The organism is Chryseotalea sp. (assembly GCF_057350905.1).
The window spans coordinates 520,348-545,321 of record NZ_JBMRCF010000008.1; the positions used below are offsets into that span (position 1 = coordinate 520,348).

General features: G+C 41.2%; 17 protein-coding genes. 8 read left to right on the forward strand and 9 right to left on the reverse strand.

Annotation, left to right across the window (positions count from 1 at the left end):
* Positions 1 to 62 precede the first annotated feature (62 nt).
* Complete coding sequence (locus ACO1XM_RS10805; protein WP_486228745.1) at positions 63 to 887, forward strand: hypothetical protein; 825 nt, start codon at positions 63 to 65, stop codon at positions 885 to 887.
* 151 nt (positions 888 to 1,038) lie between these two features.
* On the opposite strand, the gene ACO1XM_RS10810 is transcribed toward ACO1XM_RS10805, so the two are convergent.
* The 5 genes from ACO1XM_RS10810 to ACO1XM_RS10830 form a co-directional block, all read right to left on the reverse strand.
* Entirely contained in the window at positions 1,039 to 1,746 is a 708-nt protein-coding gene (locus tag ACO1XM_RS10810) for an OmpA family protein (protein WP_486228747.1), read from the reverse strand.
* Positions 1,743 to 3,806 (reverse strand): OmpA family protein, encoded by a 2,064-nt coding sequence (locus ACO1XM_RS10815; RefSeq protein WP_486228749.1) that lies wholly within the window; start codon positions 3,804 to 3,806, stop codon positions 1,743 to 1,745. Before ACO1XM_RS10815 ends, ACO1XM_RS10810 begins: the two co-directional genes overlap by 4 nt.
* 127 nt (positions 3,807 to 3,933) lie before the next feature.
* Positions 3,934 to 6,228: a patatin-like phospholipase family protein gene (locus ACO1XM_RS10820; RefSeq protein WP_486228751.1), complete on the reverse strand. Its 2,295-nt coding sequence runs from the start codon at positions 6,226 to 6,228 to the stop codon at positions 3,934 to 3,936.
* Positions 6,229 to 6,296: 68 nt separating this feature from the next.
* Complete coding sequence (locus tag ACO1XM_RS10825) at positions 6,297 to 7,571, reverse strand: peptidoglycan DD-metalloendopeptidase family protein (protein ID WP_486228753.1); 1,275 nt, start codon at positions 7,569 to 7,571, stop codon at positions 6,297 to 6,299.
* A gap of 196 nt (positions 7,572 to 7,767) precedes the next feature.
* On the reverse strand, positions 7,768 to 8,358 hold the full coding sequence (locus tag ACO1XM_RS10830) for a LemA family protein (protein ID WP_486228755.1): 591 nt from the start codon (positions 8,356 to 8,358) through the stop codon (positions 7,768 to 7,770).
* Positions 8,359 to 8,386: 28 nt separating this feature from the next.
* Here ACO1XM_RS10830 and ACO1XM_RS10835 point away from each other — a divergent pair, with 28 nt between their 5' ends.
* Positions 8,387 to 8,923 carry a hypothetical protein gene (locus tag ACO1XM_RS10835; protein ID WP_486228757.1) on the forward strand — a complete coding sequence of 179 codons (537 nt, stop codon included), beginning with the start codon at positions 8,387 to 8,389 and terminating at the stop codon, positions 8,921 to 8,923.
* Between the two features lie 204 nt (positions 8,924 to 9,127).
* Here the strand turns inward: ACO1XM_RS10835 and ACO1XM_RS10840 are convergent, their stop codons facing one another.
* Positions 9,128 to 9,601, reverse strand: a complete 474-nt coding sequence (locus ACO1XM_RS10840) for a GNAT family N-acetyltransferase (protein ID WP_486228759.1) — start codon at positions 9,599 to 9,601, stop codon at positions 9,128 to 9,130.
* Between the two features lie 272 nt (positions 9,602 to 9,873).
* Here ACO1XM_RS10840 and ACO1XM_RS10845 point away from each other — a divergent pair, with 272 nt between their 5' ends.
* The 5 genes from ACO1XM_RS10845 (at position 9,874) to ACO1XM_RS10865 (ending at position 18,393) form a co-directional block, all read left to right on the forward strand.
* Positions 9,874 to 12,384 carry a zinc-dependent metalloprotease gene (locus tag ACO1XM_RS10845; RefSeq protein WP_486228761.1) on the forward strand — a complete coding sequence of 837 codons (2,511 nt, stop codon included), beginning with the start codon at positions 9,874 to 9,876 and terminating at the stop codon, positions 12,382 to 12,384.
* Positions 12,385 to 12,632: 248 nt separating this feature from the next.
* A complete protein-coding gene (locus ACO1XM_RS10850) occupies positions 12,633 to 13,211 on the forward strand; it encodes an RNA polymerase sigma-70 factor (protein WP_486228763.1) in 579 nt (192 codons plus the stop codon).
* Positions 13,208 to 14,182: a FecR domain-containing protein gene (locus ACO1XM_RS10855; RefSeq protein ID WP_486228765.1), complete on the forward strand. Its 975-nt coding sequence runs from the start codon at positions 13,208 to 13,210 to the stop codon at positions 14,180 to 14,182. The genes ACO1XM_RS10850 and ACO1XM_RS10855 overlap by 4 nt, the downstream gene beginning before the upstream one ends.
* The gene (locus ACO1XM_RS10860) at positions 14,148 to 15,974 is read left to right on the forward strand and encodes a carboxypeptidase-like regulatory domain-containing protein (RefSeq protein ID WP_486228767.1); all 1,827 of its coding nucleotides are present in this window, start codon (positions 14,148 to 14,150) and stop codon (positions 15,972 to 15,974) included. The genes ACO1XM_RS10855 and ACO1XM_RS10860 overlap by 35 nt, the downstream gene beginning before the upstream one ends.
* A gap of 70 nt (positions 15,975 to 16,044) precedes the next feature.
* Complete coding sequence (locus ACO1XM_RS10865; protein WP_486228769.1) at positions 16,045 to 18,393, forward strand: TonB-dependent receptor; 2,349 nt, start codon at positions 16,045 to 16,047, stop codon at positions 18,391 to 18,393.
* 290 nt (positions 18,394 to 18,683) lie between these two features.
* On the opposite strand, the gene ACO1XM_RS10870 is transcribed toward ACO1XM_RS10865, so the two are convergent.
* A complete protein-coding gene (locus ACO1XM_RS10870) occupies positions 18,684 to 20,825 on the reverse strand; it encodes a prolyl oligopeptidase family serine peptidase (RefSeq protein ID WP_486228771.1) in 2,142 nt (713 codons plus the stop codon).
* Between the two features lie 266 nt (positions 20,826 to 21,091).
* The gene (locus ACO1XM_RS10875; RefSeq protein WP_486228773.1) at positions 21,092 to 22,654 is read right to left on the reverse strand and encodes a M20/M25/M40 family metallo-hydrolase; all 1,563 of its coding nucleotides are present in this window, start codon (positions 22,652 to 22,654) and stop codon (positions 21,092 to 21,094) included.
* 135 nt (positions 22,655 to 22,789) lie between these two features.
* Between ACO1XM_RS10875 and ACO1XM_RS10880 the strand changes: the two genes are divergently transcribed.
* Positions 22,790 to 23,548 (forward strand): hypothetical protein, encoded by a 759-nt coding sequence (locus ACO1XM_RS10880; protein ID WP_486228775.1) that lies wholly within the window; start codon positions 22,790 to 22,792, stop codon positions 23,546 to 23,548.
* 66 nt (positions 23,549 to 23,614) lie between these two features.
* On the opposite strand, the gene ACO1XM_RS10885 is transcribed toward ACO1XM_RS10880, so the two are convergent.
* Positions 23,615 to 24,964: a hypothetical protein gene (locus tag ACO1XM_RS10885; RefSeq protein ID WP_486228777.1), complete on the reverse strand. Its 1,350-nt coding sequence runs from the start codon at positions 24,962 to 24,964 to the stop codon at positions 23,615 to 23,617.
* Positions 24,965 to 24,974 lie beyond the last annotated feature (10 nt).

Sequence of the window (24,974 nt, forward strand, 5' to 3'; positions counted from 1 at the left end):
CATGTTAAATAATTCGGTTTATTATACCTTTTTATTAACAATTTGTTAATATTGAGATAACAATGAGGGGCTGGGGCATCATACTGACACTATTTTTTACCACTGCTTTGGCTTATGCCGGGGCAGATCCGGTGAAATCAGACCCCCTTTTAGGCTTTTTGTACACAGATGTAGCCATAAAAGCAAACCCTAAAAATTTCTCTTCCTTTCTCCAGCAACTAGACAAAAAGAAACATTCCTTTAAGCAGGAAAAGGACCTGGTTCGTTACATATTTTATAAAACACACCAGAAATTCCTGAAGAATTTTCAAACCGAATCGTCCTTTGGAGAGTTGCTTACTACTGGTAAGTATAATTGCTTAACAGGCACTGCGCTTTATGCTTTGCTTTTTGAGCATTTTAACATTGACTATTCCATTATTGAAACAAACCACCACATTTTCATTATCGCCAAGGCCGATGGTGCTGAGATATTAATTGAAACTACTGATCCCCTGGAAGGATTTGTAGACAATCCTGAAAAAATACAAATGCGTTTGGATGATTACAGAAATAATGTTGTACCAAATGCTGCACGCGAAGGTGTTCGCTATGAATTTAGCTTTAATCTTTGGGAGGCTGTTACCCTTGAAGAATTAACAGGGCTGTTGTATTTTAACAATGCGGTAAAAGCGTACAACCAACAGGATCTCATTGAAGCAGCTATGCTCTTGATCAAAGCTGGTCAGTATAAGCCTTCTCCAAGAATTGAAGAATTCAGTGCTTTACTTATACTCAGCATTCGTGAGAGTAAGCTGGATGCGGATGAGAAGAAAAATCTCTTGTATAAACTGAGCCTTGTTCAGCGCCAGCATGCTACACAACTTGCTGCAGGTTTAGTACGCTAGTATGAGGCTTTATTCTTGCAATGAATACGTTCTCTCAAAATTATTCAACCAATTTTATCTACCAGACTTTTAAGCAGAAGGCTGAGTTCCATTTCCAAATTCTCAAATCACCAAATCCTCAAATCAATCAGCACATCAACGAATTAACTATTTAGTTCTGTAACACCCTTACCTCTACACGCCTGTTGGCTGTGTGTGCCTCAGGCGTATCATCACGCGAAAGCGGTTGTGTACCTCCAAAAGCTTTGGTTTTGATTCGTGTTTTAGTAATGCCCTTGCTAATCAGATAATTTTTTACTGCTTCCACTCTTTTTTCAGAGAGCTCAAGGTTTTGTTTCGCAGGGCCGAGATAATCGGTATGGCCTTCTAACTGAATTACCATTTTACCGTTGGTCTTGAGCATATCAACCAGTACATCTAATTCTTCATACGAGGTTGTTTCAATACGTGCCTTGCCTTGCTGGAAGATGAGGTTATCCAAACGCATAACATGTCCTACAGGGTGTGCGGGTGGTGCTGAGCCTTTTTTTAGCTCAATGTCTTTAATTACTTTCTTGCCTGCGTTTGCTTCTGTAGGATCCAATAAAAACTTTGCCGGCTCAAAACCATCTGCCTGCACAGTAATGGAGTACTTATCCCCATCAATCAAAGGAAAAGAAAAATTTGCTGCTGTCGCTGAGCCCATTCTGTTGCCATAAGGCAAGCTTTGGTACATAATGCGTGCTACTACCGGCTCTTTTGTTTCAGCATTTAACACACGTCCTTCTGCCCAAATGGTGGTAGTGTCTTGTTGCTGACTCAATGCTGAGCCACTGGCAACACACAAAGCGAGTATTGTTAAAGTAAAAAACTTACTCATGGTTTCACAATTTTGAATTCTACACGTCTGTTTTTACGCTGTCCTTCTTTTGTGTTATTATCAGCAATGGGTTTCTGCTCACCGAAAAATGCAACAGCAATACGCACTGATTGAATGCCCTGACTTACCAGATAATCGCTTACTGATTTTGCTCTGCGTTCGCTGAGTTTCAGGTTGTATGCATCCGGGCCGTTAGCATCGGTATGTCCGGCTATTTCTACCTGCATATTGCTTCGTTCTTTCATCATACTAACGATGCGATTCAGTTCTGGTTTTGAATTTTCGCGTAACACATGGCTGTCAAAATCAAAGAAAATATTATTCAATGTAATTTTTGCATTCTCTTCAATGGGTACCATGGCAATGGTTTCTACTTCCATTGGCTTCAGTTTAAAGTCCTGATGATCTAATACCTGATCTCCCTTAACATTGCGTAAATCCAAACTCTGGTTTTCAGATATGTGATCTTTCGCTTCTGCACGCACTCCGTATTGATAGCCGGCAGGTAAACGAATTTCGTACTCCCCTGTTGCAGGGTTGGTCTGTGTTATGCCGGCTTCAACACCATCCGGTAAGCGTTCGTAAATAATTTTTGCTGCAATGGGCAAACCTGTTTTTCCATCAATCAGTTTTCCTTTTACTGTAACCCACAATTCCGGAGAGTTCATGATCGGCAATTTTACTCTGTAGATATCGGTGTTGGTTTCAGTAATACCTCTTGAATAGTAAGCGTAATCGCTGTTGGCTGGAATGTTGAAGAAAACATCTTCCTGTGCGGAGTTTATGTCTGGACCAAGGTTTTCAGGTTCAGACCAGGAAGTCCAGGTTTCATCCAAGCGTTTCGACATGTAGATATCGCTTCCACCATAACCACTAAATCCTTTTGAGGAGAAGTACAGCGTTTTATCATCTGCTGCCAGGAAAGGAGAAGATTCTTCGCTCGCTGTATTCACATTTTTTCCCAGATTCAAAGGCTTTGTCCAGCTACTGTCTGTATTCTGAAAGCTCACATATAAATCGCGATCACCTTCTGAGTCCTCGCGCTCTACTGACATCAATAGTGTTTTTCTATTGTTAGCCATAAAGTAGTTTACCTTTTCGCTGAAGTTGTAGTCATCTTCAATTTTAAGGGCTTCAGGTTTTGTCCAATTACCCCCAACGTTTGTACTCACTGAAACACCAGCCAGCATTTTACCCTTTTCATTGTATTGATTGCCCAGCAAAACAATGGCCGATTTTCCATCTGGTGTAACAGAGCTTATATAGTTGATAAAATTAGGACCGGGATTATTGAGTGGCGTCAGGTTTTGCGCCAACTTCCAATGCCCGGTGGAATCCAGCTCTGAATACCAGATATCTTCTTTATCAGTAACACCGCCTACATTTTCAGGGTGATTTTTGCGGCTGAAGTAAAGTGTTTTACCATCTGGAGACAGGAGTGGGTTTAATTCACTGTATTCACTGTTTACATTTTCATCCAGTCCATCTACCGTAAGGCCTGCCGCCAATAATTCGGGTTTAGAAATTTCGGGTATAATGGCATACTTAGAGTCTGAAATGGCCACTGCATCGATGGCAAAGTATTCGCCTACCGCAGCCCCATCGAACTCCAGTTTAATGGCAGCCACTTTAAAGGTGGTCTTTTCGATAAATATGTTCAACATTCTGCTTTTTAACGGCACCACCTGTGGGTTTAGTGTCATCAATTCATATTCATTGCCTGCTTCATCATACGCCAATACTCTATATAAAGCACTGGGATTATGCGATTCTGCTATAGCTACTTGTTGTATTTGAATAGGATTGGCGAAACCAAGTTTTAAAAACTCCTTGCGGTTTGGACGATCAGGCGTCCAGGCGCTGGGGCTTTGCCCACCGGTAAGCCTGCCACTGGCATCGCTGATTACATTGGGTTTGCCCAAGGCCTGTTGGGCAGCATATTGTCCGGCTGTTAATTCTGTTGAAAAATCCAGCACTTTATTGGCCCATTGTACCACCTGAGCCTGTGCTATTGGTATGCATGTGAGAGCGAAAAAAACAAAGAATAAGAGTCTTTTCATAAGAGGGGCTATCTACCTATAATTAATCTTTAAACTTAGGTAAAATTTTTAAAAATTGTGAGAGACCCTACATCTATAAATTCAATGTTTTGTCAAAGATCTTTCAAATCTAAAGCCAGTGTTTAATTTATTCCGTAGAAGATTTATTAAACAGTAAATAACCTACATGAAAAAGTACGCCTAACTCATTCTCATCGTCATCGTAATAGTTAACCATGAGGCTGATAGGCCCAATTGGTGAGTGATAAACAAAAGAGGTGCCCGCAGCCAAAGAGACAGCCAGCAGGTCTGTATCAATAATTGTCTGCTGATTGGGGCCTTGTGCCAAAGCTTCAAAAGGCTTGAAAATGTGGGCTTCAGTTCTCCAGTCAAGTTTTGGGCTTAGGGTCACCACGATCCTGGCGCCACCACCTACATAACTTAACGCCCTGAATCTTTCCAGGAATAGTGAGCGACTGTCAGCTAAAGGATTGAAAGCCGGTGCATTGATGAGTGTTGCCTGGTAATTAACAAGAAAAGGCATAGAAGAATAGGCAGCCTCAACCAAAAGCCCGGGTCTGACGCTCCCTTTTGAAAAATATTTTTCAGCCCTTATCCTGGCACTTATCCACTGATGCGCGGCTTTATAATTCAACAGGCGCACGCTGGTTGAACCAGGGGTGTGGTTCTCGTTCACGTTATAGTAATTCAGGGAAAGAGAGTAAGCTCGCCCCGCGGAAGCATATTGCTTTTTGTCTAATGTATTTCCCGATAGCGAAATGCCACCCATAAAACCACTCAGTTTAAGTTCATCAAGTGTACTGGTGTTACTGAAAACGGTTTCATTTATATAATTGTCTTTGTTGGAAAGGCCACCAAACTCCAGTCCTAATTTTGCCTTTTCTCTAACAGGCCAGCCTACTCTTACTGTGTAGCTCCGATCCACTCTTCTCAAAATAGTAGTACGGTTTTCACGCAACAAGTCATTACTGGCAGAATAATTCCAACGGTTGTATACAAAACGAGGTTCGACAAAAAATTGTCCGAAGAAAGGAAAATCAATGCGTGTGCTTACTGTGCTCGATGTATAAAAATTACCCGTTTGGAAACCGATATAGGCATGAAGCAACTGCTTATCGAAGTGATAGAAATTAACCCCTGTATAAATATTACTGATATCGCGTGTGGCTAATACACCACCAAAATCCAACTGGAAGTTTTTTTGCCTTCTTCGTGTTAACTCTAATTCAAATTTTCTTCTTTGTTGATTAAATGAAATGGTCGGGAAAGTGTTGCTGAAGTAATTTTCTGATACCAGTTTAAGATAACGCGACCGTACTTCATCAATAGGTAGTTGAGGTTCTTTGCGTGAAGGGAATCCAAATACACGCTTCAAATAAATTTCTTGTTTGGAGTTGAAGCTTTCGAACTTCAGGTTATCAAAAATAAAGGGGTGTGATTTACTCGAGAATTTTTTTCTCTTTACCTCCAATTCCTCCGTGGTAATTCTGCTGCTTACCTTGGTTCTAATTTCTTCAATTTTGCGAATGGTCTGCACATAACCACTATCAATCAAACTACGCGCCTTGCTAAAATCTACCGCTGTATAGCCGTCTAAGTTGGGTTGCAAGTACACACCTGATGCCGGCACATCTTCGGGATTTGACTTATCCAAAAACATAAAAAGCATGGAATTATCCAGCAATTCATCATCTTTCCCAAAAGGATATTTGTTAAAAATTTTACTTGAAACATTACTGCCAATAACTACATCAGGTGCAAACTCACGCTGCAATACATCTACCGGAAAGTTATTATAAACACCACCATCAAATAAGTATTTTCCATCTACACGAATGGGGGTGTAAAAAAAGGGAACCGTCTGCGTAGCTCGGAGCGCTTTGCTGAGTGAACCTTGTTTTAATACAATCTGTGATTGTGAGAAGACATCTGCCGCCATTACGCGCAGCGGAACAAAAAGACTATCGAAGTTTTGTTTTGCAATGGCTTCTGCCTGCGCCATATACTCTGCTAATGCAAAGTTCAGTAATACATCGTTTGCAATGCTTGTATTTACCTGGGTGTTAAATGCAGAGTCGAGGGTAAGCGTAAGTGTAATAAAGCCCGGACTGTCCTCTTCACGAAAATAATAGCTGTACTTATCCTTATCTGTCTGGCCTGTTACCCAACGCAAAAAATCTTCAGACAGCATAAGGTCTTCAATTTGTTTTGGGCTCATGCCAGCTGCATAGCAGCCACCTACAATACCTCCCATGGAAGTACCAACGATGTAATCAACGGGGATGTGATTTTCCTCAAGGGCTTTTAAAACGCCAATATGCGCTATCCCTTTTGCGCCACCTCCACTCAAGACTAAGCCCACTTTTTGTGCATGGGCTATTTGTGCAAGGCTTAAGAGGCAAATAAGAAATGCTTGGCGCATGAATAACTGAGGACTATATTATTAGACGACAGTTACGGTTTTTTGTTGTACACAGATGAAAGAAAAAACTAAAAAACCGATGCTGTTGTTACCACTAACTGATTCGGAGATTCTATCTGATCGAGCTTGGCCTTTAGCGCATTCACTACGGCATTAAACTCAGTTAATTTATCTTGCTTAATGGGCTGCGAAGGGGGCAATTCAACGCGCAAGGCATCTACCTGCACACCATTACGCCAAAAACGGTAGCATAAATGCGGGCCGGTGGCAAGACCTGTACTTCCTACATAGCCTATTACTTGCCCTTGCTTTACGCGGGTGCCAGCTCTTACACCTTGTGCAATACGTGACATGTGAAGATATTGTGTGGTGTAGGTTCCGTTGTGCCGGATTTTTACATAGTTACCATTATTGCTTTTGTATTGTGCTTCCTCGACACGCCCATCGCCCACGGAACGGATAGGGGTGCCCGTAGGTGCTGCAAAGTCGGTGCCCAGGTGAGCCTTAAATCTTTTTTGAACAGGATGGAAACGATTTAAGTTATAACGCGAGCTGATTCTGGTAAACTCGATTGGATATTTTAACAACGCTTTGCGCAGACTTTTCCCTTCCTCATCAAAATAATCCAGGCCTTCACCCTGATCAAATGGATAAGCATAGTACTCACTGCCTACATGCTTAAAATAAATACCATTAATTTTTTCTATGCCAACCGTCTGGCCTTCCACCTGAATTTCTTCAAAGAGTATTTTAAATTCGTCACCTACATGCAGGCGTTGAAAATCCACTACCCACGCAAAAATATCTACAAACTTATTGGTTAACTCGTGGGTGATGCCCATCTCTTCAATGGTTTCAGAAAGCGAGGAACGAATGGTACCCGATACACCTTTTTCAACAATGCTTATTTCTTTCTGGCAAACATCAACAGTAAGTGTGTCTCCAAACTTCATGATTACATAATCAATAGCATTGGGCTCGTATACAAGCGCTGTAGCGCGCATGACAGAATCCTGATCGCATATCAGTGTGTATTTTTTATTTGGTGCTATTTTACGCACATCAAAAATGTGGCGTGGCAATGAAGCCATCTGGTGTACCAATTTTGCAGGCACATTATATTGGTAAAGAATATCCCCCAACAACTCATTTTTTTTGATCTTCTCTTCTATTACAATTTTGTTGTCGATGGGCAGGCCATATAACAATGCCGGCTGATGCTGCTCAATCAATGGAACATGCAATGTCTCCGCTTCCACAGCCACTTGTTTGTTCATTTGCACGACAACAAGCGCTGCCATGAGCAGACTAACCAAAAGAATAGACCACCGAATTTTTTTCATTTCAAATGTTTAAAAGCGTAAAAAATTGAAGGGCAAAATTAAAAAATTACCAGCGGGCACGCCCCACGCTGACCAAATATAACGCGCTTTATCGACTAATAAAAGCTTTGGGCTTTCCCTTATCCCTAAAAACGAAAAAACCCCACTCACCATGAGTGGGGCCTCTCTATTTGCAAGCAGAGAGTTGAAGATTTTTTTATTTATTAAAAAGTTCGCCAGCATCTGGGGCTTTATCTGCTCCCTCGCTCGCCTCAAAGCCTTTACGGGGAGAAAAATCCTCACCATCGCCAAAGAAGCTTAGGGCTCTTTTCTTAAAATATCCGCGTACATATGAATTGTAGACTTTTACAGCATCGTTATAACGCTGGCGAGCCACATTAATCCTGTTTTCGGTGCCTTCTAGCTGGGCCTGCAGGTCCTGAAAATTTTCAGTTGATCGAATTTGTGGATAGGCCTCAAATGCCAGATTGATGGCCGTATTTATTTTCCGGCCAGCCAGCTCCATATCTTCCGGTGTTTGTGCGCTCGTAATGCCTGCACGTGCCTCAGTTACCTGTGTTAAAATGCCTTTTTCGTTCTCTGCGGCCTCCTTTACGGTGGCAATAAGGTTAGGAATAAGGTCTGCCCTACGCTGATAAGTAGCCTGAACGTCTGCCCATGCTCCTTTCACCTCTTCCTGCGACTTTATTGCGCTGTCGTAAACACCTGTTCCCCACATAAAGAAAATAAGGGCACCCAATACCAGTACGCCAACAATAACCAATGTGGTAATTAAACCTTTGCTCATAAAATTGTTTATTTAACAAGACGAAGTTATGGCAACATTTAGTGTTAACAAAATACCGGTAGTTATCTTTTTATTGATGTTTATGCTGACCGCCTGTAAGCTGGATCGTAAAAAAGCGGTAGATAGAAGCCGCTTCCATTTTAAGGCTTATGCCGATACAAGAACTTTTTTTCAGAATATCCGCATGATTTACTACGACAGAGAAATCATTGCGGATAGCGAAGTAATCGCTTTCCGGTTTAAGGCCCGTAACAAAGATACCACGCAATTTCACCTTCATCCAACCATTGTACTGAACCAGCAAACTGATGATGCTTTACTTTTTCTCGAGGCAACACAAGCTTATGATAGTCTGAGCTTAATCATTGAAGAAAAATCTTTTTCGCTTAAAGATCGCACCCGTGACAATGTCTTAGAATTTGCCACCATTATTTACGAAAATATCATGGAAGAAAAGACCATCTATCTTAACACTAAACAACAATTACTTTTCAATGATGAAGAGGAAAAAGAAAATTTCAGAAAAGTAATGGGTGATTATTACAGACTTACTAGAATATTTTAAATAAGGGTCTAGTAATGCCTGTTTTCGTTAACAAAGACCCAATACCCGCAAATGAAAAAATAGCAACGGCTGAGTATGCAGCCTGAAGGCATAAGAAAATCGCATTTAATATATTGCACTTGTAAGTATTCTGCTAATAGGCGCTGAGTACCCGATAACATTAAACAATAAAATAAATGTGCTTTGTGAGGTTAAAATTTTAATTCAGGTTTTTAACAACTCAGTAATTTGAGAGGCTTCCAGGTGGCAGTTTACCCATTCATAATCCATTTTAGCATTGTATTTTTTATAGAAGTTGATAGCGGGTTCGTTCCAGTCCAGCACTTGCCACATCATACCTGTGCATTTATCCTCTAAGCATTGCTGCATGGTTCTGTCGAAAAGTAATTTACCTAAACCACTGCCTCGTTCTTTTTCCGTTACTACTATGTCTTCAAGATATAAACGCTTGCCCTTCCAGGTTGAGTAACGGTAATAGTACACGGAGATACCAACGATACCTCTATTGTTTTCAGCTACAAAAAAACCAAAAACAGGATTTGCGCCAAAGCCATCTTCTTCCATTCGGGCAATGGTGTTTGTCACTTCATGGGGCGCTTTTTCGTATAGTGCCAACTCATTAATTAACTCCAAGGTGCGTGGTAAGTCTGCTTTAGTGCCTCTTCGAATGGTTGCCATAATTAGCTCGTTATTATTATCTGAATGTCATTTACTTAAGCCTTTATATTGGCCTCACCTCCGGTCCTCTCCAAAGGAGAGGATGACCAAAGAAGCTTAACTAAACGACATTATATTTTTATTTTACTGCAAATAAAGGCAGATGAACCGATTATTCCAGCCCTCTGCTTACCTCCAGCGCCCGCTTATCAGGCACTTTTACCATCAGTATTTGCACCGTTTCAGGGTGAATTCTTTTGCCAATACTTTGCTTCATCAAAAATCCAAATAAAATGAAAATAGTCTATACAAAAACAGCAGGGGCTGCGCTTCTGTTGTCAGCATTTATGCTGGCTACAGTGGTTCCGGCACTTGCGCAAAAGAAGAAGAAGGGCAGTACGCCAGCACCCCCTCCGGCTGCTGCTCCGGCTGCGAACGGTGAGAAGAAAGATGCCGGTGGCATTCAACCTTACGACAAAGTGATTACCGCCAAAGCGGTAAGTGATGAAGGTTTGTTTAAGGTGCATAAGCTTGATGATAAGTATTTCTATGAAATACCTGATTCATTGGTTGATCGTGAAATGTTAATGGTAACGCGTATTGCTAAAACTGCTGATGATATCGGTTATGGTGGTGAGAATGTACGCAACCAGGTAGTGCGCTGGCAGAAGAAAGACAAAAAGGTTTTATTAAGGGTTGTTTCTTACAGCAACATTGCTGACGAAAATTCTCCGATGTCTTTATCTGTTCGCAATTCTAACTTCGAACCTATTGTTCAAGCTTTTGACATCAAGGCGATCGGAAAAGACTCATCGTTAGTGATTGAAGTGACCGCTTTATTTACGAAGGATGTGCCTGCTATTGGCTTTGATGATGCGCGCAGAAAACAATATAAAGTTTCTACCCTTGACGAATCCCGCACTTTTATTGAGCATGTTAAAAGTTTCCCTATCAATATTGAGGCCCGCCATGTACTTACCTACAGAGCCGGTGAAGCACCTTCTAACTCAAGCGTAGGTTCCATCTCATTAGAGATGAACAACTCGATGATCTTGCTTCCGAAAAAAGCCATGATGCCACGCCTGGCTGATGACCGTGTAGGTTTCTTTGCACAGTCGCAGGTTGATTATGGACAAGATGCACAAAAGGCAGTAACTACTTCTTACATCAGAAGATGGAGACTTGAACCTAAAGATGTTGAAGCTTATAAGCGCGGTGAATTGGTTGAGCCTAAGAAACAAATTGTTTACTATATCGATCCTGCTACTCCTGAAAAGTGGAGACCGTATTTGAAGCAAGGTGTTGAAGACTGGAACGCTGCTTTCGAACGTGCCGGTTTTAAAAATGCCATCACAGCAAAAGATGCACCCACCAAAGAACAAGATCCGGATTGGAGCCCTGAAGATGCACGTTATTCTGTTATTCGTTATTTCGCTTCTGACATTCAGAATGCGTATGGCCCACACGTTGCTGACCCTCGCTCAGGCGAAATTTTGGAGAGTGATATCGGATGGTACCACAACGTAATGAACTTGTTGCGTAACTGGTTCTTTATCCAGACTGCTGCCATCAACCCTGATGCCCGTGGCGTTCAATTTAAGGATGAAGTAATGGGCCGTCTTATTCGCTTTGTGTCTTCTCACGAAGTAGGTCACACCCTTGGCTTACCACATAACTTCGGTTCAAGCTTTGCTTATCCGGTTGACTCTTTGCGTTCTGCCACCTTTACTAAGAAAAGCGGAACAGCTCCGTCTATTATGGACTACGCACGTTTCAACTACATAGCACAACCTGAAGACAAAGGTGTTTCTTTAATGCCCGATGTTGGTGAGTACGATAAGTACGCTGTTATGTGGGGATACAAGTATATTCCTGAAGCTAAAACTTCAAAGGAAGAAAAGGCAATCCTTAATAAGTGGATTCTTGAAAAAGCAAACAACCCTGTATACTTCTATGGTCGTCAGACGGGTAATCCACAAGATCCACGTTCACAATCAGAAGATTTAGGAAACGATGCCATGAAGGCCAGCACATATGGTGTGGCTAACTTAAAGCGTATCATTCCTAACTTAGTTGAGTGGACAAAAGAAGAAGGTAAAAACTACGATGACCTTGAAGAACTGTATGGTCAGGTGTTGGGACAGTGGAACCGTTACAACGGACATGTGCGTGCTAACATTGGTGGTGTTTACGACACACCTAAATCGTACGAGCAGGCTGGTAACGTATTTGTGCCTGTACCTGAAGACATTCAAAAAAGAGCTATGGCGTATTTGCAAAAAGAAACTTTTGCTACACCTACCTGGATGTTAGATCAAAACATTTTAAAGAAGATTGAAAATGCAGGTTCATTGGATCGCATTCGCAGTGCTCAGGTTGGTACACTTAACAACTTATTAGATCCTAGCCGTATAGCACGTCTATTAGAAGCAGAGGTTGCATTGGGTAACAGCACTTACACTGCTTTAGAAATGATGAGCGACTTGCGCAATGGTATCTGGTCAGAGCTTGCTGCCGGCAGAACTATTGATGCTTACCGCAGAAATTTACAGCGTGCACATATTGAGCGTCTGGAATATCTGATGAAGGAGGAACCAGCCCCAGTACCTGCTAACTTCAGGGCATTTGTTGGTGGTACACCCATCGATGTAAGCCAGTCCGACATTCGTCCCATGGTAAGAGCAGAATTGAAAACATTGCGCACTCAGATTAACGGTGCCATTGCCAGAACTGCCGATCCTATGTCGAAGTATCACCTGGAAGATGCCGTACAACGCATCAACGAGATTCTTGATCCTAAGTAATTAAATATGTGGATTTTAAGAGCCTGTGGGGATAAGCCTCACAGGCTTTTTTATTTGTAATTGATTTGCTCCTCACAGAATCCACAGATTTAAACAGAAGTGCTGCCCATCAGCATCCAGATATTGCTGCGAATGTCGGTTTATGGATGACTAATATATTTATGAAAAGCGCGTGGGGGTAAGGCAGCTTATGGTTGTCATAACCCTGAGTCGTATAAATCCGTATTTTGCACTGAAAACAAAAAGCAGTGCTAGCATCCGAAACAAGTTTATTGGAAGCCATACGCGAGGGCGATGAAACTGCTTTTGAAATGATTTTTAAAGAATATTACCAAGCGCTTTGTCGCTATGCCAATAGCTTCCTCAACGACCGTGAAGAGGCAGAAGAGGTTGTACAAGCCTCATTTCTTGGTTTTTGGGAGAAACGTGAGGCGCTTTTTGTCAATACTTCCCTCAAAGCCTATTTGTATCAATCCATCCGGAATCGTTGCCTTAATGTTATCAAACATGGCAAAGTAAAGCAGCAACATGCACAACATGAAGCTTACATGCGAGTTGACCATGCGGAGTCTACTTCGGATGAAATTTTATCTAATGAGTTAGAGAAGCGGATATATGTTGCTATGCAGGCCCTGCCGGAACAATGCAGACTTGTTTTTAAACTAAGCCGCTTCGAAGAACTGAAGTATCAGGAGATTGCTGATCAATTAAATATTTCTATAAAAACGGTAGAAAACCAAATCGGCAAAGCATTAAAAATAATGCGTGAACAGTTGCGCGATTATCTGCCTGTCATATTATTGTTATTTCAAGGATTACTGGATTGAGCGCACACGAATACGATATTGATGAGTTGATAGGCAAGTACCTTGCCGAAGAAGCCACTGACCAGGAAAGGCAACAGGTAGAGGAATGGTGTGCAGTGTCTGCCGAGAATCAAAAACAGTTTGACCAGTTTAAGACGATTTTTGAAAAGGCAGCAATGGTGATAGACAATAGTCATTACGATGCAGATATTGCCTGGAAAAAAGTAAAAGCCAAAATTCAACCGAATCAAAATAAACCTGGCGACTGGTCATATTTGCGTATAGCTGCCAGCGTTGCGCTTATTGCGATATCCGGTTTTTGGGCATATCAACAATTCTTTAGTAATACCAGTCGCTTGACTTTGGCCAGCAGCAATGTGGTTGTAAAAGATTCACTGCCTGATGGAACGAGAGTTGCGCTAAATAAGCAAACTGAAATGTTTGTTGCCTATGATGCTAAGAAGAAGAAAGGAAGAATAAAATTGAAAGGCGAGGCGAGCTTTGAAATAAAGCACGATCAGGAAAAAGAATTTATTGTTGAGGTAGAGGAGTTACTGATTCGCGATATCGGCACGGTGTTTAATGTTGAAGCCTATCCGGAAAGCAATACAGTAGAAGTAAGCGTCCAAGAGGGTGAGGTTCATTTCTACACACAGCAAAAAGAGGGCATTTTTATTAAGGCGGGCAATAAAGGTGTTTATGATAAGGTTTCTAAAAGCTTTACCCTTCAGCAGGCTGACACCAATGTGATAGCTTACCAAACACGTCAATTTATTTTCGAAGAGAGTGATTTACAACAAGTGGTGGAGCAATTGAATGCCATTTATGAAAAGAAAATCAGAATCAGTGAAAAATTAAAGACCTGCAAAGTAACTGTGAACTTTAATAACGAAGAAATTGATACCATTGCTGAGATTCTTGCAGAGACTTTAAATTTACAGATTACTTCATCAGCAAATGAAATCAGCCTGGAGGGTGATGGCTGTGAATAAAATTTTATACAACGTTTATAAGCGTCATCATATTTTTGCGTTTGGCTTCTGCCTGATTGTATTACATGCAGGCACATCCCTGTTTGCACAAGTATCCAGTCCTCCGCTTGAAAGAATAGTCAGTATTGCTTTTCAAAACAAGAGAACTGATGAAGCACTGAAAGAAATTTCGCAACAGGCGGGCTTCACTTTTTCCTACAGTAAAAATGCTTTTGATGCTCAGCAAAACATTAGCTTTACTTTCAAGTCAAAAACGGTAAGAGAGATACTGGAAATCATTTTTGAGGGGAGAGTTAAGTACAAACAAAAAAATAATTACATCATTCTGACGAAAGCAAATAAAGATGATGGCATTGTAGTGAGCGGTTATGTGGTAGACGAAGCCACGGGTGAAAAATTAAAGGAAGTTAGTATCTATGATCCCATTTCACTTCAATCCACTGTTACAGATGAGTTCGGTTATTTTCAACTTGAGGTGAAAAAGCCAAGCAAAGAGGAAATGCAGTTGGCTATAAAAAGAAATAATTATGCCGATACAACTATTGTTGTGAACAGCAGACGCTCCTCCTTTCAAAATCTTTCTTTAAATATTGATGAAAAAAAATGGCAGGCACTTTCGGATAGTTTAGATAGTAAGCTCAATCGCTTGTGGTCATGGACGAAACAATCTGTTCAACGTACTAACATGCGTAACATTCGAGACACGCTGCAGCGCACCTGGCAAGTTTCTTTTGTGCCCTTTGTCGGAACAAATCATAAACTGAGTGGGAATGTTGTGAATGATTATTCATTGAACATCCTTGGCGGGTATTCAGCCGGCACTAGAATAGTAGAGTTCGGAGGCTTGTTCAATATTAACAGTGGTGATGTGCGTTATGCTCAATTTGGAGGTTTGTTTAACCTTAATGGTGGGCAAACAGAAGGTGTGCAGTTCGCAGGACTATTCAATACAAATCTAGGTACTACAAAAGCAATACAATTTGCCGGACTTGCCAATGTAAATATGCAAGCATCCGAAGGCGCACAGTTTGCCGGACTTATCAATTTTAGTAATGGCCTATACGGTGGACCACAATTTGCAGGCTTATTTAACTTGGCCACTGCTGATGTAAGAGGTGCACAAGCGGCAGGGCTTTTTAATTTTAGTCCTGGAAAAACGGATGGCGCCCAGGTGGCAGGCTTATTCAATGTAGCAAAAGAAGTAAACGGTTCGCAAGTTTCTGGTTTACTCAACATTGCCAAGAATATTAAAGGCACACAAGTAGGCTTTCTTAATATAGCCGATAGCGTAAAGGGTGTGCCTGTTGGTTTCTTAAGTTTTGTCAATAAGGGTTATCATCAACTTGAAATTGGCGCTGACGAACTATTTCCGGTTGCTGTTGCATTACGAACGGGCGTTACTGGTTTTTATAATATTTTCACTGCGAGTGTCAGACCCGATAAAGCCGACACCACTACCTGGTCGTTTGGATACGGATTAGGTGCGGCTCCTAAATTAAGCAAGCGCATCTATTTGAATACTGACATTACTGCAAATCATATTAACAAAGGCAATGTTGAAGCGCTTAACATGCTCAATAAATTTTATCTGGGTTTTGAGTTTAAGTTTTCGAAACGCTTTGCTTTAGCTGTTGGTTCTACATTAAATCTGCGCATTTACGATGCTGATTTTGATAATCACGCTAAACTATTCACATATTACGAGCCTACAATAATTGATGAGGGCTCCTTCTCCCGCAACACAGATTATCAATTGTGGTGGGGTGGTAAGGTGGCCTTGCGCTTTTTTTAAATCCTAAAAAATTATTTTATACATAGGGGTAACTATTGATTGGATTGTCTCATAACAAACCAATCAAAACATGAAACCCTTTAAAACAATCCCAGTCACATTTCTATTACTTATTAGTTGCTTAAATACACAAGCACAAGAACTCAGCCAAACCATACGCGGTACCGTTATTGATCAGGTATCGCAAATGCCTTTGCCGGGAGCCAATGTGATACTTTTAAATAGTTCTCCTATTGTTGGTGTTACCACCGATGTAGATGGGCAGTTTAAAATCACCAAAGTTCCCGTTGGATCACATGCGCTCAAAATCACTTTTATCGGTTATAAAGAAATAACCTTACCCAATGTGATTGTCAATTCTGGTAAGGAAGTAGTGCTTACCATTGCTATAGAAGAAGATGTTATGCAAATGCAGGAAATAGTAATTACTGCCACAGAAAAAGACCGTGCACTAAATGATATGTCGGTGGTAAGCGCACGTACGTTCTCTGTTGAAGAGACCAGAAAATTTGCTGCTGCAGTTAATGACCCTGCGCGTACAGTAAGTTCTTTTGCCGGTGTAGTTTCTGCTGATGATGGCAACAACAGTATCTCTATCCGTGGTAATTCACCATTCGGTTTATTGTGGCGCATGGAGGGTGTGGATATTCCGAACCCCAATCACTTTGCCAATGCAGGTACAGCAGGTGGTGGTATCTCCATATTAAGTTCGCAACTACTGGCCAATTCAGATTTTACAACAGGTGCTTTTGCTGCCGAATATGGTAATGCTCTGTCTGGTGTGTTCGATCTTCGACTTAGAAAGGGAAATAATGAAAAAAGTGAGTACACATTTCAAGCTGGCTTTTTAGGAACAGATATCGCGGCTGAAGGCCCATTGGGCAAAAAATACAAAGGCTCTTATTTGGTTAACTACCGATACTCAACCCTTACCCTACTGGCTAAAATGGGGGTGCCCATAGGCGATTATTCAACTGATTTCCAGGACTTATCATTCAATATCCATTTACCTACAAGTAAGAAAAGTACGCTCACTGTTTTTGGATTTGGTGGATTGAGTGACCAAAAGAGTGAAGCAGAAAAAGATTCAACCAAATGGGAATCGGAGTTCGAAAGTTTTAATGCCGTCTATCACTCTAATACTGGCGCGCTCGGCATCAAGTATGCTACCATTTTAAATACAAATTCTCACCTTCAAAATGCCATAGTTTTTTCCGGGAATGAAATTTTCTACGAACAGGAAAGACTGGATGATAATTACAATCCCTTTCTTGATTACACACAAAAGTATGGTAATGCCAAGATTACTTTTAGCAGTGTCCTAAACACCAAGCTTTCGGCACGCTATAACCTGCGAAGCGGTATTTACCTTAACCAACTTTTCTACAATGTACAACAGCGTGACCTTAATGAAAACACCAATGTTTTTGAGACCCACTTAAATTCAAAGGGAAACACACAAAGTGTTCAGGCTTTCTCGCAGATAAATATTAAGGCAACCGATAAACTCACCCTGAATGGCGGTATTCATTATCTGCAACTTTTGTTAAACAATTCCTTCTCTGTTGAACCGCGCTTGTCAGCTTCTTATGCTCTGAATGATATTCAACGCATAAATCTAGGCTACGGATTACACAGCCAGATGCAACCCTTAGGAACCTATTTTGGCGAGTCAGTACAAAATGGTGAATCCGTTCGAACCAATGAAGATTTAGGTTTAAGCAAGTCCCACCATTTTGTTTTAGGTTATGATCGTTCGCTGAATGATCACTTGCGTGTAAAGCTTGAAACCTACTATCAGCATTTGTACGATATACCTGTAAAAGCAGAGGCCAACAGTTCGTTTTCACTCATTAATCGCCAATGGGATTATGAAACGGATCCTTTAGTAAATAATGGGCTGGGTAGAAATTATGGGGTAGAACTAACCTTAGAGCAGTTTATGCACAACGATGTATACTTTCTTCTTTCAGCTTCATTGTATGAATCGAAATATAAAGCAACTGATGATGTGTGGAGAGATACGCGTTATAATGGAAATGCCAACATCACTTTTACTGGTGGCAAGGAGTTTACGCTAAACAAAAACAGAATTTTAGGCATCAACATCCGAAGTATTTACAGCGGTGGCTTCAGAACTACACCTATAAATGTAGCTGCGTCTGTTGACAAAGGTGAAACGGTGTATTACGAAGAACGTGCCTTCACTGAACAAGTGTCCGATTATTTCCGCCCAGATTTACGCATTAGTTTAAAAAGAAATAAAGCTAAATCAACACATACGCTGGCATTAGATATTCAGAATGCCATTAATCGAAAAAATATTTATGGTAGCTACTTCGAACCACTTACTGGTGAAGTAAAAGTATCTTACCAAACACCTTTGATTCCAATTTTGAGTTATAAGATTGAATTTTAAGCCTCAACGTTCTTTACTGCAGAGATCGCTGAGGTTCGTAAAGAAAGATGTTTCATAAACGCTGCGAATCTTCGCGTCCTTTGCATTGGGTTTCAACCCTGCCCCTCTCCAACTGGAGAGGGGTGAAGTGGGTTATGATTTACATGCTTACTAAATGAATACACGTCTGATACATAACCGCGGAGATCACTGAGTTTCGCAAAGAAATACAATTCGTTAACTCTGCGAATCTTCGCGTCCTTTGCAGTGACCCTTGCCCCTCTCCTAAAGGAGAGGGGTTTGGGGTGGGCTTACATGTCGCCTTTTGCAATAGGGGGAACTACACCCATGTTATACCAGGCAAATGAATACTGATCTGCCACTTGTTCTATTGTTTTAGATACAGGCGTACCCGCACCATGACCTGCATTCGTTTCAATGCGAATCAGTACTGGTGCATCACCTGCATGGTTTTCTTGCAAAGTTGCTGCAAATTTAAAGGAGTGCGCAGGCACTACACGATCATCATGATCTGCTGTTGTTACCATGGTTGCCGGGTATTTAACACCTGGTTTTAAAGCATGAACAGGAGAATATGTTCGTAAATACTCAAACATTTCTTTGCTGTCATCGGCTGTTCCGTAATCGTAAGCCCAACCTGCACCCGCTGTAAACTTGTGATAGCGTAACATATCCATTACACCCACAGCCGGAAAGGCCACCTTCATTAAATCAGGACGCTGTGTCATGGTAGCACCTACCAATAGACCACCGTTGGAACCACCAGAGATGGCCAAATAGTCACTTGATGTATACTTTTCTTTAATCAGGTATTCGGCTGCAGCAATGAAATCATCAAACACATTTTGCTTATTCATTTTAGTGCCCGCCAAATGCCATTTTTCACCGTATTCACCACCACCTCGCAAATTAGGTTGTGCATAAATACCGCCATTCTCTAACCACACAATACGCGCAGTACTGAAGCTTGGCTGAAGGCTTACGCTAAATCCACCATAGCCATAAAGCATGGTTGGATTTTTTCCATTTAACTCAATGCCTTTTTTGTGTGTAATAAACATCGGCACTTTTGTTCCGTCTTTGCTGGTATAAAACACTTGCTTCGTTTCATAATCCTCCGGATTAAAATCAACTTTTGGTCTTTCGTATACTGTTGATTTACCCGTGGCAATCTCATACTTATAAATAGTAGGTGGGAAGGTAAATGAGGTGAAAGTGTAATAATCAAATTTTTCATCTGCCTTTCCCCCAAAACCGCCAGCGGTTCCGATTCCTGGTAATTCTATTTCACGTTCCAGTTTACCACGCATATCGTATTGTTTCACGACTGTTTTGACATCCACTAAATATTCGGCAAATATTTTACCACCACCTGTCGATGTACTCAATACGCTTTCTGTTTCCGGAATCAAATCCTTCCAATTTTCTGGAGTTGGTTTGGAAAAATCTACTTCCACGAGACGATTATTAGGCGCATTTAAATTTGTTTGAATGATCAAGCGAGTGCCGTCATTGTCTACTACATAGTGGTCTTTGTCAAAATTATCTACGACTGTAATAATTTTTCCTTTAGGATCTTTTAAATCCTGCACATATAATTCGTTACCGGTTGTGCTGGTCGATGCTGTGATCACTAAAAATCTTTCATCTTCTGTCAGGTAAGCTCCAATGTATCTGCGTGGTGTTTTCTCTCCACCAAAAATCATGACATCGCTGCTCTGCGGTGTACCCAGTTTGTGATAATACAATTTGTGAAATTGTGTTTTCTGCGATAACTGACTGCCTTTAGGTTTATCATAGGTGCTGTAGTAGAAACCCTCGTTGCCTTTCCAGGCAATACCGCTGAACTTGATGTTTTTAAGTGTGTCTTCTACAATACTTTTATCTGCTGTTTTCATCACAATGGCATCTGTCCAGTCTGCTCCGCCTTTAGAAATGCGGTAGGCAGCGAGTGTGCCATCTTTACTAAAAGAAAGACCCGCCAATGAAATGGTTCCATCTTCTCTAAATTTGTTCGGATCAAGGAAAATTTCTACTTCTCCATCTTCTCCCTTTTTACGATAGATCACACTTTGATTCTGCAGACCATCATTTTTATAAAAATAATAATAGTCACCTTCTTTAAAGGGTGCACTTAAACGTTCGTAGTTAAAGATTTTTGACAGACGTTCCTTAATTTTATCGCGGTAAGAAATATTTTTGAGATAAGAGAAAGTAACATCGTTTTGTGCTGTCACCCATTGTGCTGTTTGTTTGCTGGTATCATCTTCCAACCAGCGGTAAGGATCTGGTACATCAGTGCCAAAGTAATGGTCAACCGTGTCCACCTTGGCGGTAGTGGGGTAGTTAAACTTAGCCGCCTGCTCTTTAGAGCCGCAGGAAGTAAGTGCAGCTGCGATAAAGCATACTGCAATAAGGGTTAGTATTTTCATAGTTGATTGTTTAATAAAGAAATGTACAAAAAGTAAAGGCAGACAACAAGAACAATAGGAGCATCGGTGATTAATGGTTTTAGACAAAGAAAAATGGTTATTTAATGCACCTAGTAATTCAGGTATTATTGAAATTTTTATTGCTGACAGTAGAGACTTATAAAGTAGAAGGCAGCATTATTTCTGTAATTTTTTGCAAGGAAAGACAGCCAATAAAAAACGCCCGAAGTTTCCTTCGGGCGTTTCACATTTAAAATACCTACTACTTAATTTCTCGGCACCAACTCGTCTCTTACCGCTGCCTGATAAGCTAATGTAGCCATCAGTACGGCATTATATTTTAAATCATCTTCAATGGCGCGTTCGTAAGTGTCCATATTAGAGTGCCAGCTTCTGGTGAAATACTCAATCGGGTCTGTTATGAATTGAAACCCAGGTAGTCCTATACCATCAAACGGAACATGATCAGTACTGCCCGTGCTGTTTAATGAAAGTGTTGCAGTTCCTGTTGCTGCAAATGGCTTCAACCATTCACGAAAAACAGGTCGTACTTTTTCATTGCCTTGCATGTTAATGCCGCGCCACTTACCTGTGCCATTGTCTGTATTTAAATAAATAGAGAATTTTTCAGCAGCCGGTTTTAATACAACTTTGCCATCAATAGTTTCTCCCAAGTGTTTTTTCACGTAACCGCGTGAGCCATATAGACCTTGTTCTTCACCACCCCATAAACCTATACGAATAGTACGTCTTGGTTGAATACCCGATGCCTTAATCAAACGCATCGCTTCCATACAAACGGCTACACCAACACCATTATCGGTTGTACCCGTGCCTCCATGCCATGAATCTAAGTGAGCACCAATCATGACTACTTCAGCACTTTTATCGGAACCTGGTATTTCTGCAATCACATTGAAACCATCTTCGGCAGGTGTAAACTCTGTTTCCATGGTTATCTCAATTTTAACAGTTACGCCTTTTTCAATCTGTCTCACCATTCTGTTGTAGTGTTCGGCTGCCACTAATACCTGTGGCAAAATTTTAGGTGCATTGGCTGAATGTGCACGAAGGCGTTGCGCAGCAGGTGTTTCAGGTGCGTAAGGAATGGTAGCCGCTTGTGGATACAGGGTTCCGTGATCGCCACGGCTACATTCTAATACGGCAATAACACCTTCTGTCTGGCACAGTAACCACTTCTTATAGGTTAATGCTTCTGGTGCACCAGTTGCAAATCTTCTGGTTCCACTGGCAGCGCGATCCCGTGGTGCCGCGTTGGCCATCTTTAACAAGGTAGAGTCTGCATGACGCGTGGCATCAGGTGCAAAGTGTGGCTTAGGCATAATTGGAAAATTGAAGAGCACAATTTTTCCCTTGAGTTTGCCTTTATATTTTTCAAGATCCTCTTCGGTTTTAACATCGAGGTAAACAACATCTGCTGTCACCGTTCCTTTAATCCCTGGAGACCAGGCCTTTGGATTGCTGATAATATTAAAGTAAGTAGGAGCAGTAGCACTCAAAGCAAATTTTTTCACTTGCCAACCTTTACCGAATTCTCCAAAGGAGTCAAAGTGAGTATTGCTCAAACCCCAGCCCTCCATGGTTGACTTAGCATAGTTCGCAGCTGTTTTGTAGCCTGGGGAGTTCGTTAAACGAGGTCCGTTTACATCGGTAAGCATACTCAGGATATGCATAACCTGTGAACGGTCAAAGCCTTCGCTCTTTAATTTAGCATAAACAGCTGAATCAACCTTGTCTTTTGTCTGGGTGTAACCTGAGGTTACAAACAGGAGCAAAACAAGGCTCAGCATAGTAAATTTAATTTTCATGAAATAATCGGTTTGGTTATTGCGGACTAAAGTAGTCAGCTAAAACAGGTGGTACAAGGCAAGTCCATTGTTTTACACCAGCGGAAACAGATAGCATTTTATTAACTTAATTCAGTTGCTTATGTTTACCAAAGCATGAAATCTACAAAACGTAACGCCTTTTTAACCACACTCGCTTTTATAGCGACCATTGCTGTTAACGCACTGGCGAATATTCTCCCCATTAACGGGCTCAATACTGGCGAGGTCTCTGCCCTATATCCCAGTCTTTTTACCCCGGCAGGTATTACCTTTTCAATTTGGAGCATTATTTATTTACTGCTGCTTGGTTATGTGGTATTACAATGGCTTAAATCTGATGCTTATGTTTTTGCCGAAACCGCTAAATTCTTTTGGCTTTCGTGTGTATTGAATGTAAGCTGGATACTCGCCTGGCACTATTTAAAAGTTTCTATGTCAGTCACGATCATGTTATTATTGTTACTTACGTTGGCACAATTGTTTTTAAAAGTGCGCAAGATTTCGATGAACACCGCTGCTGAAAAAATTTTCGTGCGCTTACCTTTTACGCTGTATTTCGCCTGGATATGTGTTGCCACTATTGCCAACATCGCTGCTTTACTTGTTTCTACTGAATGGCCCGCATTGAACATTGCACATGCTACCTGGGCCATTATTATGATGACTGTAGCGGCATTGCTTGGCATATTCGTAACTACTAAATACAGGGTAGCACCTTTTGCACTTGTAATCGTATGGGCACTGTTTGGTATTTATGTACGGTGGGAAGGCACGGATAATTATGCCATTGCTTATGCAGCATTGAGTTTATTACTCATTGTTTTAGGTGCTGCTTTTAATACATGGAGACGTTTGCGTTTCACCATACTCTGAATCCCGCAAAAGAAAAGTGCCGTAAAAAATCACGGCACTTTGCTAAACAGGCAATTATTGCAAATTCTAAAAAAATACTTGATACTGCATAACTACCTGTCCTCTGTTTCCCTTCTTCACAAGATCATTGCCCTGTGTTTCAAAAAAAGGTCTATGTTGGTAGTTAAGTGTCAGCTTTGCATTGTGATCTTTTATCAACCAGTTTACGCCTGCATCGATCACGTTCATTCTGTCAAGTAAACGATCCCAATCAGCTGACATAATGGATACATAAGGCAGTAGGGTTCCGTTGCCTTCACCAAGCAAATCTTTTTTCAGTAGGTACGCTATCTGTGCATAGATAGCAGCGCCTGTGCCAAACATTGGAAATGCATTTCCCTGACTTCCGGACAGGTAAGGCCCGCTAATACTTGTTGCGGGATTCATGATACCGTTGTAACGGAGATAACCCTTACCGAAATCATAATCAAAATATCCGATATAGGCAGACAAGGCCGTTCCTTTCTCTTTATTAAGGGGTGCATCATAGTATACAGCAGCAGACAAGAGATTCACATTGTGATAAATCGTATCTGACACAACAGTTTCTCTTGTCCACATACCCTTTTGCTGTGTAATAAAACCTGCTTCAAGGTTCAACACCTTTTTCTTGCCCAGGTATGTTCCAGTCATGTAAGGTGTGGTGTGTGGTTCTTTATCGAAAAAATTATAAGCAAAGAAACCCTGGTACTGTTTGTGATGCCCGCGTTGTGAGAAGGTTGCATTAGTTGAAATTGCAGGAGCGGGTTGACCATTGGATGTAATGGGGAATGGATCGCTTAACACCAGTCGATAATCAATTTTGCCTAATTGACCACGCATATAAACACTTAGCTTACGCGAGAACTCATCAGTTTGATCAACGGTTGCCTGTGCAAAAACGGGCACATCCATGGTTACAATAGTGCCAATGCTGGGCTGACTAAAACGAGACAAACCATTTGCAATGGTTAAACCGCTCCCTATAAATAATAAATCCTTGTCTTTCCATACTTTATATTCACCCAAGGCATCGTGGAAGAAAACCTGAAATTTTCTATTGCCCGAATTGGTGGCATTTTGTCCGGCCAAATAATTAAAATTATTTTGACCGAACTGTGTATAGAAAAAAACATGATCAGTCAGCTGCCCGAAGAATTGAATCCTGGTTCTTCGTAAGCCAATGTCAAACGTGTTATCTACTGGCTCGCCCAGTACCTGTGTGCCCGGATTACTCTGATCAAATCTGAGCCAAACCTGATTTAAAAAAGTAGCCTTCAGGTAATGACTACCTTCCTCGTTTAGCTTCAATTTCATTTCGGAAACTTCATTAGACTGTGCGGCAACGTATATTGTAGAAAACAACGATACCCCTATAAGCAAAAAAATCTTTCTCATGATAAATTTT

Excerpts from the sequence above, each read along its gene's own strand:
- ACO1XM_RS10805 (WP_486228745.1), top strand. The coding sequence starts at position 63 with ATGAGGGGCTGGGGCATCATACTGACACTATTTTTTACCACTGCTTTG.
- ACO1XM_RS10810 (WP_486228747.1), bottom strand. The coding sequence starts at position 1,746 with ATGAGTAAGTTTTTTACTTTAACAATACTCGCTTTGTGTGTTGCCAGT.
- ACO1XM_RS10815 (WP_486228749.1), bottom strand. The coding sequence starts at position 3,806 with ATGAAAAGACTCTTATTCTTTGTTTTTTTCGCTCTCACATGCATACCA.
- ACO1XM_RS10820 (WP_486228751.1), bottom strand. The coding sequence starts at position 6,228 with ATGCGCCAAGCATTTCTTATTTGCCTCTTAAGCCTTGCACAAATAGCC.
- ACO1XM_RS10825 (WP_486228753.1), bottom strand. The coding sequence starts at position 7,571 with ATGAAAAAAATTCGGTGGTCTATTCTTTTGGTTAGTCTGCTCATGGCA.
- ACO1XM_RS10830 (WP_486228755.1), bottom strand. The coding sequence starts at position 8,358 with ATGAGCAAAGGTTTAATTACCACATTGGTTATTGTTGGCGTACTGGTA.
- ACO1XM_RS10835 (WP_486228757.1), top strand. The coding sequence starts at position 8,387 with ATGGCAACATTTAGTGTTAACAAAATACCGGTAGTTATCTTTTTATTG.
- ACO1XM_RS10840 (WP_486228759.1), bottom strand. The coding sequence starts at position 9,601 with ATGGCAACCATTCGAAGAGGCACTAAAGCAGACTTACCACGCACCTTG.
- ACO1XM_RS10845 (WP_486228761.1), top strand. The coding sequence starts at position 9,874 with ATGAAAATAGTCTATACAAAAACAGCAGGGGCTGCGCTTCTGTTGTCA.
- ACO1XM_RS10860 (WP_486228767.1), top strand. The coding sequence starts at position 14,148 with ATGAAATCAGCCTGGAGGGTGATGGCTGTGAATAAAATTTTATACAAC.
- ACO1XM_RS10865 (WP_486228769.1), top strand. The coding sequence starts at position 16,045 with ATGAAACCCTTTAAAACAATCCCAGTCACATTTCTATTACTTATTAGT.
- ACO1XM_RS10870 (WP_486228771.1), bottom strand. The coding sequence starts at position 20,825 with ATGAAAATACTAACCCTTATTGCAGTATGCTTTATCGCAGCTGCACTT.
- ACO1XM_RS10875 (WP_486228773.1), bottom strand. The coding sequence starts at position 22,654 with ATGAAAATTAAATTTACTATGCTGAGCCTTGTTTTGCTCCTGTTTGTA.
- ACO1XM_RS10880 (WP_486228775.1), top strand. The coding sequence starts at position 22,790 with ATGAAATCTACAAAACGTAACGCCTTTTTAACCACACTCGCTTTTATA.
- ACO1XM_RS10885 (WP_486228777.1), bottom strand. The coding sequence starts at position 24,964 with ATGAGAAAGATTTTTTTGCTTATAGGGGTATCGTTGTTTTCTACAATA.